The sequence below is a fragment of the Exiguobacterium aurantiacum genome, assembly GCF_024362205.1.
Lineage (GTDB): Bacteria > Bacillota > Bacilli > Exiguobacteriales > Exiguobacteriaceae > Exiguobacterium > Exiguobacterium aurantiacum_B.
Genome location: NZ_CP101462.1, coordinates 1986184 through 2000507, shown reverse-complemented (window position 1 = coordinate 2000507; position 14324 = coordinate 1986184). Strand labels below are relative to the sequence as shown.

The window sequence follows — 14324 nt, the reverse complement described above, 5'->3', positions numbered from 1 at the left end:
TTAAGAGAAAGTTTTAAATCGAATTGTCTGACATTTAAACTACTGTTTTTATAACAATTTACAATACCAGTTTAAGCGTTAGCTATTCTTGGGAAATGGGACATTCTCGTAACAACCGCGTCAATCAAACGGACACGGGCCAAGGCGTCTTCGATGTCCATCGTCTCGTAGTGGTGGAGACCGCCTGGTTGTTCGACGTACGTATCGGCATCATGGACGAGCTGTTGGAGCGGGGTGCGTTGAATCCGGTTAGGCGGCAGATAGGAATCCGTATGAAGCAAAATCATGACCGAGATCTCTTTCGCGCGCGCCGGATCTTCCCCGAGACGAATCAATAGCTTGTGGGCACGTTCGGCCCCTTTAATCGCATGGATGTCGTTTTGACGATATAAATCGTAATTCCATTTGCCTTCGGTGTACCATTCGTAGTGACCGATGTCATGGAGCAGAGCGGCTTTCGTCGCCAAATCCGTATCAAGTCCTCGTCGCGTCGCCAATTCGAGAGCGCGTTCACACACGTCGACGGCGTGTTTTAGACCGGAGCGGGTCAAGTATTTTTGGGTGACCGGGTGTTGCATAATCGTCTCTAACGTAATTCTCATATTCGCTCTCCTCCTTGGTGATTTCAAAGGTTATTTCTATTAACTATACGGGAATTGAATAGGAAAAGCAAATTTGGAACGTGTGAAATGATGAAAATCTTTGAGATTGTTCAACCATTTTCATAAGAATGTGCTATAATTTAATTGTAGATTAGTGCAAGTTCAAGATTTTCAGATTCAGTAACGGTCGGGTTGGTCGAGTCCTTATGGCGTTGGGGGTGAGAGACCATGAAAGAGCGTGACAAAGTATTGCAACAGAAAAAGAAACTTCTGAAAGAAGTCCTCAAGAAGAAATTGAAAGACTTACAAGTGAAGCCTGGCAAAGAGACGGTATCACAACCGGTTTCTCGGATGCCGGCGTCCTAGAACGGTCGATCAAGGGTCGCATTCTCCTGAATGCGTCCTCTTTTCTTACCCGGTTGAGAAAAGTTATCATTGAAGTTTCAATAAATAAGAATTATTATAATTAAGTGAGCGATTTTTTGGGTATACAAATAGAGTCACTTGAAAAAGATGAACGAACACTTGATCAGGGAGGAACGAAAATGGTCACACTGTACACGTCTCCGAGCTGCACATCGTGCCGAAAAGCACGGGCATGGCTCGAGGAGCATGATATCCCATTCACGGAACGGAACATATTTTCAGAACCACTCTCACTCAATGAGATCAAACAAATCTTACGCATGACAGAAGATGGGACGGATGAAATCATCTCGACCCGGTCTAAAGTTTTCTCGAAAATCGACGTATCGGTCGATGCGCTTTCACTCCAACAACTATACGATTTGATTCAAGAATATCCGGGACTGCTTCGTCGTCCGATTCTGATTGATGAAAAACGTCTTCAAGTCGGGTACAACGAAGATGAGATTCGTCGATTCTTGCCGCGCAAGGTCCGGACGTTCCAACTTCAAGAAGCGCAACGACTCGTCAACGAGTGAGGAAGCATACTGTCTAAGCAGTGTGCTTTTTATTATTCCGTTTTTCCGATAAAATAATAGTAACAACCCCATCATCAATAGATTGACACGTTAAAAAAAGGGTACTATGATAACAAGACAATTTCCCCTCTCCTCCTTAATTGTTGAAGTAGGAGTGAGGTGAGAAGGGAGTGGACAATCGTGAAAATTGAGCGCATCAACGACAACACCGTCAAATTTTTCATTACGTATGTCGATATCGAAAAACGCGGTTTCGCTCGTGATGAAATCTGGTATAACCGAGAACGTGGTGAGCAGCTGTTCTGGCAGATGATGGACGAAGCGCACGAACGGGAAGATATCTCGTTTGATGGTCCACTATGGATACAAGTACAAGCGTTTGAAAAAGGACTCGAAGTGACCGTGACGATCGCAAAAAACGTGATTGACGCCGAAGACGATTCTGAGCTCGGATCACTCCTACGCTCGGCAATCGATGAGGCACGCGACCAACAATCGGTGCTCGACCAATTGAGTGAACTCGATGAAGAAACCGAGCAGGAGGCGTGGGCTCCGCTCGCCATGGAAACGGATGACTTTGAGGCTATCATCTCGCTCAGTAAACGGGCGGGAGAGACGTTAAGCAACGTCGACCTCAAACTATTCCACTACGATCAGAAGTATTACTTGTGGATTGATTTCCCGGAAGAAATGGAACCCGAGGAAGAAGAGAACGTTTTGAGTCTCTTGGCCGAGTATTTGACATTCAGCACGCAGACGTTAGCGATGCTTGAAGAATACGGCAAGCTCATTCTCGACGGGGATGTCTTCTCCAAAGTCCGTCACTATTTTTAAACCCCAATCGCCTGTTCATGTGGACAGGCGGTTTTTTTCTAACTTATACATAAAGAGGTGTCGTGATGTTGAAGCGTTTGCAGTTGATGTTGGCGGATAGTGCCTGGTTCGTCCCGTTCTTATACGGAGTGGGAGGGATTGCGTTGACGTTCCTTACTCAATATTTTGGAAGTTTTTTTCGAGAACTGTTACCGGAAATCATTTACTTAGACAAGAATGCGGCGGCTTCCGTCCTGTCTTCGTCGTTCACGAGTCTCATGACGATGATGACGTTCAGCTTTTCGACAATCCTCGTCGTGTTGACGACATATTCATCGCAGTTCTCGCCCCGAACGATCAATAACTTTTTGACGAACTCGGCGTCGAAGCATACACTCGGGCTGTTCATCATGACGACAATCTATGGGATCACGAACTTGTTCCTCATCCGGACGTCAGATGAGGACGTCGTGCTCGCTTCAGGCATCAGTGTCCTGCTCGTCGTCAGCTCGATTTGGGCGTTCGTCAAATTCATTCAAACGATCAGCGTCTCGATTCAAGCGGAACGCCTCTTATCGGCGTTGCATCGCGAAGCGCTATCTGTCATCGAAAACCAAAGACGGGCGGTCGAAGACGAGAAGATGTACATCGTTCCGGAACGAGCGATTCATACGTTCGAGGGTCAGGCAGTCTATGCCTCACGAACAGGCTACGTCCAGCTGTTCTCGAGTGAGAAGCAAGAGAATCGTGACATGGATTTTGAATCGGTCGTGGCCGTCGGCGATTTTGTGGCGGAAGGGGACATCCTCGGCTATTGGCTCGGGGAAGAAGCCCCCGATCTCGACGTGTTCCAAATCGGCGAGATCCGTTCATCGATTCAAGACCCGGCGTTCGTCATCGAGAAGCTGAGTGAGATTGCACTGAAAGGCGTCTCACCGGGCATCAATGATCCGAATACGGCGATTCACGCCATCCACTATATCGGAGACATTTTACGCGAACTGAGCCGGTTGCCGGCAGGCGATTTTTTATTCTCCAACGACAAAAGCAATTGGCATGCCAAGCGAAAAACGATGGAAGCGACGCTATTTGAGGCGTTCGCTCCCGTTAAGACATACGCGAGCCACGACATTTTTGTGATGGCGTCCGTCTTCGAGGCGATCCGAATCGCCCGGATTCAGGCACACTCATCGCATGATAAAACGTTCGAGGACTTCATCGACTACTTTGAGCAAGCGCTCGACTTGGATGAGTTGCATCCGCGAGAGAAAGCGTTCTTGACGAATCAGATGACGCAAGCGCGGAAAATACGAGACTGACGAGACAGGAAGGGGCCCGAGAGGACCCCTTCCTGTTTTTCCGTCATGAGAGCGTATAGCCCCCGTCGACGGTGATGGCTTGGCCGTTAATATAGCTCGATGCCTCGCTCAATAAAAAGGTCACGACCGGCGCCACTTCATCCGGTTTGGCGGCATGTCCCCTGAAATGATGCGTCATCGCCTCTTGAAACTTGGCCTCACCGCCGTACAATTTGTGACTGAGCGGGGTGTCGACCGGGCCGAAACAGACCGCGTTGAAGCGGACTTTCCCTTTCATCCGATGGGCGAACGTCTTCGTCAAGGCGATAACAGCCGCTTTCGAGGCGGCATATGGACCGAGCATCGGTGGGAATTTGACGTGACCGACGATGGCGGCGTTATTGACGACGCTCGCTCCCGTCGCTAGGAGCGGAATAGCACGTTGGATGAGCCGGTTCGTCGCGAGCACGTTCAGTTCGAATACGTCATCGAACGCGGACGCCGGCAACCGTTCCGGCGTCCCGGGGCGTCCAAACGTCGCCGCGTTATTAAAGAGTCCGTCTAACGTGATGGCCTGGTCTTTGAGTCCGTCCATCATCGTCTCAATCTCGTCAGCTTGCGACAAATCGCACGCCACAAACGTGATGCGAGCGGACGCAGCCTCGATTTCTTCACCTCGTGCCTCGTCCCGGCCGACGCCGATGACGTCATGTTCTTCCTCTGCTAACCGAAGGGCGACGGCCCGTCCAATCCCGCTCGTCGCTCCCGTAATCAAAAATGTGCCCATATTTTGTTCGCTCCCCTCAAAAGATGGCGTTAAGTTGTATAATTATGATAATACAAGATAGAAACGGGGTCAGTTTATAATATGTTGCGACGCATACAAGTACTTTTATCCCTGATTTTGCTCGCAGGTCTCATTGCCGTATTATCATATTACTGGAGCTCCCAAGTGATTGGCTTGTTTTCAGTGCTCGTCTTCTTGACGACGTTCAGCATTTTGCTCGTCATCTTGCTCGAGAACCGCAATCCGCAGCGGACGCTCATTTGGGCGATCGTCATGCTAGGTTTCCCAGTCATTGGTTTGTTCGCGTATTTCGTGTTCGGCCAAAACTACCGCCGGAAGCGGATGTTCAAAGAGAAGGCGATGCTCGATGAAGAGACGTACCTCGCCTATCGACAGAAGGCGATGACGCTCTCACCGTCTCTTATGTTCTCCCACGACGATTATGAGAAGCTGCTCCATTTGACGTCGTCACTTAATCAATTACCCGTCTCGTCGAACACGTATACGCAAGTGCTGACGAACGGGCAAGAAAAGTTTTCAAAACTGTTGCCCGCCTTGAAAGGGGCGACTCGCCATATCCACCTCGAATATTATATTTTCCGAGAAGATCGTATTTCTCGGGAAATTCAACGCATTTTGATCGACAAGGCGAAGGCGGGGATCGAGGTCCGCTTCTTGTATGATGCCGTCGGTTCGATTCATACGAGCGGGACGTTCTTCGACGAGATGCGTCAAGCGGGTGTCTACGTTCAAGCATTCTTCCCCGTCGTTTTACCGCTCGTCTCGAGTAAGACGAACTACCGGAACCACCGGAAGATCGTCGTCATCGACGGGACGGAGGCGTTCACCGGCGGATTGAATGTCGGCGACGAGTATTTGGGCGAGCATTCGAAGTTCGGCTTCTGGCGCGATACGCATCTGTACGTCAGAGGGGAAGGGGTTTCGGAACTACAACTGATCTTTTTGCAGGACTGGTACTATATGACGGGCGAGCGCCTGTTCACACCGTTCTATCTCGAACCGCTCGAGACGGTACGAAGCGCGAGCGGGGGCGTGCAAATCGTGGCGAGCGGACCGGATGAACCGTATGAGACGATGAAGTCGATTTATTTCGCGCTCATCAACGCCGCGAAAAAATCGGTGTATATCTCGTCGCCGTATTTGATTCCCGATGAGGATATCATGAGCGCGCTCAAAACCGCCTCGTTATCCGGAATCGATGTGCGAATCGTGCTCCCGAGCTATCCGGACCATAAAATCGTGTTTTATGCCAGCCGGTCGTACTTCGAAGAACTGCTCAGCGCTGGCGTGAAGATTTATTTGTACGAAGAAGGGTTCATGCACTCGAAAGTCATCGTCGTCGACGACGGGTTGGCAACAATCGGGACGGCGAACATGGACTTCAGGAGCTTCCACCTCAATTTCGAGGTGAACGCGCTCTTGTATAACACGAACTCCGTCCATCAGCTCAAGCAAGATCTCTATAAAGACTTTGAAGGGTCACACGAGTTGGAGATCCGGGCGTTCTCGGAACGATCTTATTTCATCAAACTCGTCGAGTCATTGGCCCGAATGTTTTCACCACTATTATGAGGGGGAAGCGGAATGCGATTTGCCATCGGTCGAACAGGAGGGTATGTGGATGCCCTTACGTTGAGTCGGGGGCGAATCGAACCGTTTGCCCCTTTTGTGTGTCCTGAATGCGGGGAACGTGTCATCGTCAAGCAAGGGGTGAAGCGACGTCTTCATTTCGCCCATGTCCATCCGTGTGGACGCGGCGAGTCGACGGGACACCACGAAGACAAATGGGGCGTCCGGCAGTGGCTTCAAGCGCAAAGATATACCGTCGAGCAAGAAGTCATCCTCGGCTCACGCCGTGCCGACTTGATTGCAACACGTCACGAGGAACGAATCGTCGTTGAAATCCAGGCATCTTCGCTCTCGATCGAGTCTTACGTCGAGCGGACGAGACATTATCGCGACAACGGACTCGACGTCGTCTGGCTGGCGAGCGGGATGCAACCCGGAGGTGTAGCGACGTTCAAACCGTGGATGCGGGCCGAACTGGCGCGGCGACATACGGTCATCGTCCCGACCGGCCAAGCGTTGTATCGTTTCGTCGGATTTCCGGTCTCGGTTCGCCGCGGAATCGGTCATTGGCGGCCCGTAACGTCGTTCGATGTCTCGCCGTTCGAGTCGTTCTATCACTTTGATACACATAGATGGACGCAACATGTCCGGCAGAGACGGATGACTCCACCGTATCCGACGCCACAGTACCGTCGACTCATTTTGAACCGGCTGTATCCGATCGGGATGTTACCAGCTCTCATGCCGAGTCACTGTTATCTGCCGCTACCTTCGCTCTGGGGGGTTCACATTCATCCGTTCACGTTTCAGATGGTGCTTTATCTGAATCGGCGTGAACGTCCTAACGATTCGGTCGCGTGGAGTATCGAGAAAACGTGCCGCCAGTGTGATGTGACCCCGACAAGCGACTTTCTCCAAGCGTTTGAAGTACAATGGAGACAACTCTTGAACGTGTTTGATGTGACGGAATCGGTGGAGGATTGGCATGTGCCAAAGACGCTAGAGACGGCTCTTCTCAACGATCTTCGATTATTTCAAGGGTTTCAGCGATTCATGGCGAAATCGTATACAAACTAGGAAAAGGAAGTGGACATATGTCAGAAGTACTTACACGACAACAAGTACCCGTCGAGGAGACGTGGAACTTAGAGACGATTTATGCAGACGATCAAGCTTGGGAACAAGATTTTGAGGCGTTGAAGGCAAGCGTACCGGCTTTGGTTGCGTTTAAAGGAAAACTTGGGGAATCAGCTGCTTCTTTGTTTGAAGGTTTACAACTTCGTGACGACATCTCGCGTCAACTGCATAAACTGTATACATACGCCCATATGCGTTATGACGAAGACACATCGAACAGCCATTATCAGGCATTGAACGACCGTGCCGGTTCGCTCGCGGCACAGATTTCGGCTCAGCTCGCGTTCATGACACCGGAACTACTCGCCATTGACGAAAGCCGAATTGAGGCGTTTATGAGTGAGCATGAGGCACTCAACGTCTATCGCCACGCGTTCGACGAGTTGGCGCAAGAACGTCCGCACGTGTTGACGGAAGCGGAAGAGGCGATTCTCGCCCAAGCCGGCGACGTGCTCGGTCAGTCGAGTTCGACGTTCGGCATGCTCAACAACGCCGACTTGAAATTCCCGAAAGTGAAGAACGAGAAAGGCGAAGATGTCGAATTGACGCACGGTCGCTACATCACGTTCCTCGAGTCGAGTGACCGTAGTGTCCGCGAAGGCGCGTTCAAGGCGATGTACGGCACGTATGAGCAATATTTGAACACGTTCGCCTCGACGTTATCAGGCAGCGTGAAGAAGGACAATTTCTATGCGACGGTCCGTAAGTTCGAGAGTGCCCGTCAAGCGGCGCTTCATCATAACGCCATCCCGGAAGCGGTATACGACGGTCTCGTCGAAGCGGTGAACGAACGACTCGACTTGTTACATCGATACGTTGCGCTTCGGAAGCGGGCACTCGGAGTGGACGAGCTGCATATGTATGACTTGTATACGCCGCTCGTTAAAGATGTGGACATGAAAATCCCTTATGACGAAGCGAAAGACCTCATGGTCGAAGGACTCGCACCACTCGGCGACGAGTACGTTCAAATCGTCAAGGACGGTCTCGATTCACGCTGGGTCGACGTCCGCGAGACGCGTGGCAAGCGGAGCGGGGCCTATTCATCAGGCGCGTACGACACGCAGCCGTTCATCTTGATGAACTGGCAAGACAACGTCAACAACTTGTTCACGCTCGCCCATGAGTTCGGCCATTCGGTCCATAGCCATTATACGCGGGCGACGCAACCATATCCGTACGGGGACTACTCGATCTTCGTGGCCGAAGTGGCGTCGACGACGGACGAGGCGCTCTTGAACGATTACTTGTTGAAGACGCGCACGGACCGCCAGGAGCGGCTCTATCTCTTGAACAATCAACTCGAGACGTTCCGCGGCACGTTGTTCCGTCAGACGATGTTCGCCGAGTTCGAGCATATGATCCATAAGGCGGCCCAAGACGGCGTCTCGCTCACACCTGAGTATTTGAATGAGACGTACCTTGAACTTAACAAACGGTACTTCGGGGACGAGCTCATCATCGATGCCGAGATCGCCTTCGAATGGGCGCGCATCCCGCACTTCTATTACAACTATTACGTCTATCAGTATGCGACAGGCATCTCGGCGTCGGCCGCGTTGTCACAACAAATCATGGAAGAAGGGGAGCCGGCCGTCCGTCGCTATATCGATAAGTTCTTGAAGGCTGGATCGAGCGATTACCCGATTGAAGTGTTGAAAGCAGCTGGCGTCGATATGACGACGAAAGCACCGGTGCTCGCAGCGCTCGATCAGTTCGAGGCTGTTCTCGACGAGATGGAAACGTTACTTTTTCAATAAAAAAATGCGAGCGTGAACATTATGTGACAATATGAACAAAGTGCTTGTCATGTCGTGCTCGTCTCGGTATATTATAAGTGTGAAATCAATCACAAACCCCTTTATTGACCGTAAACTTTCTCCCAACCTGTGATCTGTATAGATACTCGGGTTACGATGTTCTCCGTCCCCGCGGAGCACATTGAAAAAACCCACGGCTCCCCGGCCGTGGGTTTTTTGTCATTTATTCGTCGCCCAAGCTTGGCCGCTGCAACCCGGGACAGGTCGACAACGTTGTTGGAGTGACAGTTTTTTTAATTCTCTTTCGATGATAGGCTTATCGAGCTCTAAAATGAATGCGAGCTCGGTGATCGTCGAGGCATCATAACGTTCCAACACTTTCTCGACATCCCAATCGGTCTCGCGGCTCGGTACATAGCCGAGTAGTTCGGCCATGACGGCCTGATAGACGTCATACGGATAGAGCCCTTCGATCTTGAGCGCTTCATCACGGGTGACGAACGTCAAGGCGGGAAGCGATTCGATCTCCCAGTCTTTCAAAATTTCGTGATCGACTGCGAGGGCGCTCAGCAGTTGATTGGATTGGATATCGGCTGCCAACTCATCGATGTCGAGTCCGTAACTGACGAACGAGCGAGCAATCTCCCATAAGTCGCTGTCGCTAGAGCCATCCTTCACAAAGATATCATTAATATGCAGATGGCGCATAAAGCGCATTGCATGACGTTTCCCTTGTAACTCCATAGCCTTGATCATCGTGAGAAGGCGAACCTCTTCTTGACATCCGCCAACACAAGTAGGAACCGTCGAAACCATACGGAAACGAATCAAGTGCCCGTATTCAAGTTCGAGTTTTTTAATGAGTGTCATCACATGAAGCCCGTCTGGATCTGAGATGTCCATGAAATAGAATAACTCTAATGGCTTATATGTTACTTGGATAGAAGATTCTTCCAATGAACAGGATGACTCATTACATTGTTCAAGTTCCATTGTGTCGCCTCCTCTCGTAAACAAAAATCAAATATATCGTATGCTCATTGTAGCAACGAAAAAAAAAGGTTGGCAACGTATCTGCTCAACCTTGGTTTCGACGCACCTTTTCTTCCATGAATCGAACGATTTTATTTTTGGCGGGGCGTAGCGGGATGCCGTGGTGGCGCAGGAGCTGCTCGAACGCGATTTTCCCTTTCGCCTCGTCGGTCACTTCAAATTCTATTTCGTAGTCGTGAATCTCCAAATAATGACTTTCGTCGAGGACGAGCAGACCGTCCGGCGTCTCGATTTCCGCCCGTTTCGTCTCAAGACGACCGAGATGTTCGAGCGGGCCCGTCAAATCGAACGAAGCAAGTGCCTCTTTCATTTGATCGTCGTGAATGATGCCGTACTTGAACAAGTTCTCGGCTTCCTTTTCCTGGATGGGGGCGTGTGTCTCGAGCAGTCCGACGTCATGCGGTTGCTTGAGTGTCAGCACTTGGCCATGTTTTTTCTCGCGAATCCGAAGAGCGGCGCCATGGTTCTTCAGTTCGAACGTCGGCGTGTCGAAGTAATCGTTCGCTTGCCATTTCACTTTGTCCGTTAAATCGTAGGCGGCGAGCAACGTCTCATATTCGTCTTTCGTCAACATCGATTTGAATTCAATTTCCACTTCTTGGGTCATAAATCATCGCTCCATTCTATGAACAATTGTTCGTTTATGATACCATACAATCGGATACATACGGAAAAAGCAGGGTTTTCCGAAATGAACGAAAGTGGTGACAGCATATGCAATCAATGGATTGGGATCAATATTTAGTGCCGTATCAAATCGCGGTCGATGAACTGAAAGTGAAATTCAAGGCGATTCGAAAGCAATATAAATCTCAAAACGACCATTCTCCCATCGAGTTTGTCACCGGCCGGGTCAAACCGGTCGGCAGCATCCTCGAGAAGGCGAAACGAAAGCAAATCCCTTACGACAAGCTGTCGACGGAAATGCAAGACATCGCCGGGCTTCGCATCATGTGTCAATTCGTGGACGATATCGTCCATGTCCTTGAACTGCTCCATCACCGGACCGACTTTAAAATCGTCGAGGAACGGAACTATATCACGAATCAAAAAGAATCCGGCTACCGCTCATATCATTTGATTCTCGAGTATCCGGTCCAGACGATTCACGGCGAGTTCCCGACGCTCGTCGAAGTCCAAGTGCGGACGCTCGCGATGAATTTCTGGGCGACGATCGAGCATTCGCTCAACTATAAATACGATGGGGATATGCCGGTCGAGGTCCAAGAGCGCCTGCGCCGGGCGGCCGAGGCGGCATTTTTGCTCGATGCCGAGATGAGCCAGCTCCGCGTTGAGATTCAAGATGCACAGCAAGTGTTCCGGGATAAAGAAATGAACGTCCAGACGGACCAAGACTAGGGGGCCACGGTATGCAGTTTGCGATTGTAGCACGGGGAGACGCGCGGTCGGCAGACATTGCGCGCGAGTTGACGAATAAATTGACCGAGGCGGGACATTCGGTCTCGAAAGAACCGCGAATCGTCGTGTCGGTCGGTGGGGATGGGACGATGCTTCAGGCGTTCCATGAATACATCGACCGGCTCGATGATACGTTGCTCGTTGGGATCCATACGGGCCATCTCGGGTTTTATGCCGACTGGCAACCGGACGAGCTCGACGAGTTGACGGAAATGATCACGAGCGAATCGTTCGAACCGGTGTCTTATCCGCTCGTCGAGGTGCTCATTGACTATGAGGACGGGACGACCGAACGTCAACTCGCCATGAACGAATGTACGATTAAAAACTATAAGCGGACGCTTGTGTGCGATTTATCGATTCGCGATGATTACTTCGAGACGTTCCGGGGCGATGGGTTATGCATCTCGACACCATCCGGATCGACGGCCTACAACAAGGCGCTGGGCGGGGCCATCGTCCATCCGTCCATCGAGGCGATCCAAGTGACGGAGATGGCTTCGATCAACAACCTGGTATACCGGACGATCGGGTCACCGCTCTTGTTGCCGAAGCATCATCAAGTGAAGATCGCGCCGCATACGAAAACAGAGTTCGAACTCGCATTCGACCATCAAGAGGCGTTGTCTTGGTCGAACGTGCGCTCGATTCGCTGTGCGGTCGCGAAAGAAAAAGTGACGTTTGCCCGATTCCGCCCGTTCCCATTTTGGCGACGGGTCCGGGAATCGTTCATTGAGGAAGGGAAGTAATCGATGTACGGATTCACATTGCATCGCGTCGCGGGGACGAGCGTCCCGCTGCGCGATTTTTTAATGACAGACTGCGGCATCTCTCGAAAGATGTTGACCCAAATCAAACAGGGCGGTCTCATCCTCGTCAACGGTGAGCCACGGACCGTTCGCTATGACATTCAAGCAGGGGAAGAAGTGACCGTCCACTTCCCGGTCGAACAACCTGCGGAGACGATGGTCCGTTCCAAGCGGCCGCTGACGATTCTGTTTGAGGACGACTATTTGCTCGCCGTCGACAAACCGGCGGGGATCGCGACAATCCCGTCCCGGCTCCATCCGGACGACACGCTCGCCAATGCGGTGCTCGGATACTATGAACAGATCGGGTTGCAGTCGGCGATTCACGTCATCAATCGACTCGACCGGGACACGAGCGGCGTCGTCTTGTTCGCAAAATATGCGTATGTGCACCATCGGTTCAGCAAGTTGCAACAGACCGGGGGCTTGTCGCGGACGTATCTCGCGTTAATCGAAGGACCGCTCGACCCGCAGACGATTGATGCCCCGATTGGCCGCGCCCCGGATTCGATCATGGAGCGAATCGTGACGGCAGACGGGCAACATGCCGTCACCCATATTCTCGAAGCAGAGCCGTTCGGTGCATATACGGCGCTGACAATCGCCCTCGAGACCGGACGGACCCATCAAATCCGGGTCCATCTACGCCATATCGGGCATCCGCTCCTCGGGGATACGATGTACGGCGGCAAGACCGTACTCGACCGTCACGCGCTCCACAGCGCCTCGGCGACGTTTTGCCATCCGATGACCGGAGAACGACTCGTCGTTGAAGCGGCATACCCACATGATTTTCGATTTGAAGCGTAATACAAATAGTCCCGCACTCAGCTGAGCGCGGGACTATTTTCAATCGTCGTCGAACATATACGATTTTGATTTCGAAGCGACATTCATGACGAGGCCGATGGCGATCATGTTCATGATGATCCCAGTCCCTCCGTAACTGATGAACGGCAAGGTTAAGCCGGTGATCGGGAGGACGCCGATTGTCATGCCGATGTTTTGGAAAATCTGGAACGTGAACATGGCGATGACTGCGGTCACGATATAACTACCGAACGGGCTGCTCGCTTCAAGCGCGATATGAATCATTCGGTATAAGAACAAGAAGAAAACGATAATCACGATGGCCGCACCGATGAACCCGTAATGTTCAGCAATGACGGCGAAGATGAAATCGGTCTGCGACTCTGGCAGGTAGACCAAACCTTGACCGTAGCCGGCCCCGAACATTTGACCAGACCCGATGGCTTGAAGCGATTTGATCAACTGGAAAGCCAAGTCATCGGAATACTCATACGGGTAAATCCAGGCTTGGAAACGATTCAAGGCGTGCCCTGGCACAAAGCTTTGCAGCACCTCGAAATGAGAGAAGAACAAGTACATGAAGCCGCCAATCGTCACGGCAGCGGCGCTAAAGAGACCGAGCAACCACTTCCAACCAATCCCGGAGACGATGATGATGGCGCCAAGCATCGTGATGAGAACCAGTCCAGTCCCTAAGTCTGGCTGAGTCACAATCAGTCCGAGCGGCGGGATGGCGAGTAATACGAGCTTTGTTAACAGCCACGTATCCTGTTGGGACGAACCGTAACGTTTATTATGGTCGTAGACGATCGTGGCCATCGAGATAAGTAAAAACAACTTCATGAATTCGGCCGGTTGAAAACTGAAACCAGGCACGTTATACCAGCCGTACGCCCCGTTAATGTTTGGAACGAGTGTCGTATCCCGGAGCGGAATCAAGCCGACTAACAGCAATAATCCAAAGGAATAGAGGTACCAGTGAATTTTTCGCAACTGTTCGTATTCGATCGTCATGATGGCGAACATGGCCGCGAATCCGATGATATAACGGATTCCTTGGTCGAAGGCGAAGTTGATATGTTGTAATCGTGTCGGCAACATCGGTTGGGCCGTGTAAATGGCACCTAGGCTAATGACCATCAAGAAAAAGACGATTGTCAAAAGTGTCGTGTCTAAACTTCTTAAATAAGATTGAATGCGGTTCATGATGAAGTCGTCTCACCCTTTCTATACGTATTTTATCTTACCGTAAGTTAAAAAAATCGCAATACGTTACGCGCCAGTTGACAAAACAGACACCAT

General features: G+C 51.0%; 15 protein-coding genes. 10 read left to right on the top strand and 5 right to left on the bottom strand.

The genetic code is table 11. The annotated features are described in order from the left end of the window. Positions 1-71 precede the first annotated feature (71 nt). Entirely contained in the window at positions 72-602 is a 531-nt protein-coding gene (locus NMQ00_RS10395) for an HD domain-containing protein (RefSeq protein ID WP_255176634.1), read from the bottom strand. A 228-nt stretch (positions 603-830) separates the two neighbouring features. On the opposite strand from NMQ00_RS10395, the gene NMQ00_RS10390 reads away from it, so the two are divergent. The 4 genes from NMQ00_RS10390 to NMQ00_RS10375 all read left to right on the top strand — a co-directional run bounded on the left by NMQ00_RS10390 (position 831) and on the right by NMQ00_RS10375 (position 3678). After that, positions 831-968: a hypothetical protein gene (locus NMQ00_RS10390; protein ID WP_016510424.1), complete on the top strand. Its 138-nt coding sequence runs from the start codon at positions 831-833 to the stop codon at positions 966-968. A gap of 179 nt (positions 969-1147) precedes the next feature. Next, entirely contained in the window at positions 1148-1546 is a 399-nt protein-coding gene (gene spxA / locus NMQ00_RS10385) for a transcriptional regulator SpxA (protein WP_015881217.1), read from the top strand. Positions 1547-1726: 180 nt separating this feature from the next. Continuing rightward, a complete protein-coding gene (gene mecA / locus NMQ00_RS10380) occupies positions 1727-2380 on the top strand; it encodes an adaptor protein MecA (protein WP_255176633.1) in 654 nt (217 codons plus the stop codon). 65 nt (positions 2381-2445) lie between these two features. Next, positions 2446-3678, top strand: coding sequence for a DUF2254 domain-containing protein (locus NMQ00_RS10375; protein WP_255176632.1), 1233 nt, complete (start codon positions 2446-2448; stop codon positions 3676-3678). 43 nt (positions 3679-3721) lie between these two features. On the opposite strand, the gene NMQ00_RS10370 is transcribed toward NMQ00_RS10375, so the two are convergent. After that, positions 3722-4444, bottom strand: a complete 723-nt coding sequence (locus tag NMQ00_RS10370; protein ID WP_255176631.1) for an SDR family NAD(P)-dependent oxidoreductase — start codon at positions 4442-4444, stop codon at positions 3722-3724. Between the two features lie 81 nt (positions 4445-4525). Here NMQ00_RS10370 and cls point away from each other — a divergent pair, with 81 nt between their 5' ends. From cls to pepF, 3 genes are read left to right on the top strand one after another with little or no spacing between them, the layout of a single operon-like run. Then, the gene (cls, locus tag NMQ00_RS10365) at positions 4526-6037 is read left to right on the top strand and encodes a cardiolipin synthase (protein WP_255176630.1); all 1512 of its coding nucleotides are present in this window, start codon (positions 4526-4528) and stop codon (positions 6035-6037) included. Between the two features lie 12 nt (positions 6038-6049). Further along, positions 6050-7111 (top strand): competence protein CoiA, encoded by a 1062-nt coding sequence (locus NMQ00_RS10360; protein WP_255176629.1) that lies wholly within the window; start codon positions 6050-6052, stop codon positions 7109-7111. 17 nt (positions 7112-7128) lie between these two features. Continuing rightward, positions 7129-8931: an oligoendopeptidase F gene (gene pepF, locus NMQ00_RS10355; protein WP_255176628.1), complete on the top strand. Its 1803-nt coding sequence runs from the start codon at positions 7129-7131 to the stop codon at positions 8929-8931. 219 nt (positions 8932-9150) lie between these two features. Here pepF and NMQ00_RS10350 read toward each other — a convergent pair whose 3' ends face one another. Beyond that, positions 9151-9834 carry a DsbA family protein gene (locus NMQ00_RS10350; RefSeq protein ID WP_255176627.1) on the bottom strand — a complete coding sequence of 228 codons (684 nt, stop codon included), beginning with the start codon at positions 9832-9834 and terminating at the stop codon, positions 9151-9153. Positions 9835-10009: 175 nt separating this feature from the next. Then, positions 10010-10591: a CYTH domain-containing protein gene (locus NMQ00_RS10345; RefSeq protein ID WP_255176626.1), complete on the bottom strand. Its 582-nt coding sequence runs from the start codon at positions 10589-10591 to the stop codon at positions 10010-10012. A 107-nt stretch (positions 10592-10698) separates the two neighbouring features. On the opposite strand from NMQ00_RS10345, the gene NMQ00_RS10340 reads away from it, so the two are divergent. From NMQ00_RS10340 to NMQ00_RS10330, 3 genes are read left to right on the top strand one after another with little or no spacing between them, the layout of a single operon-like run. After that, on the top strand, positions 10699-11343 hold the full coding sequence (locus NMQ00_RS10340; protein WP_255176625.1) for a GTP diphosphokinase: 645 nt from the start codon (positions 10699-10701) through the stop codon (positions 11341-11343). Between the two features lie 11 nt (positions 11344-11354). Continuing rightward, positions 11355-12152, top strand: coding sequence for an NAD kinase (locus NMQ00_RS10335; RefSeq protein ID WP_255176624.1), 798 nt, complete (start codon positions 11355-11357; stop codon positions 12150-12152). Between the two features lie 3 nt (positions 12153-12155). Further along, positions 12156-13022 (top strand): RluA family pseudouridine synthase, encoded by an 867-nt coding sequence (locus NMQ00_RS10330; RefSeq protein WP_255176623.1) that lies wholly within the window; start codon positions 12156-12158, stop codon positions 13020-13022. Between the two features lie 39 nt (positions 13023-13061). Here the strand turns inward: NMQ00_RS10330 and NMQ00_RS10325 are convergent, their stop codons facing one another. Then, positions 13062-14228 carry an FtsW/RodA/SpoVE family cell cycle protein gene (locus tag NMQ00_RS10325; protein ID WP_255176622.1) on the bottom strand — a complete coding sequence of 389 codons (1167 nt, stop codon included), beginning with the start codon at positions 14226-14228 and terminating at the stop codon, positions 13062-13064. Positions 14229-14324 lie beyond the last annotated feature (96 nt).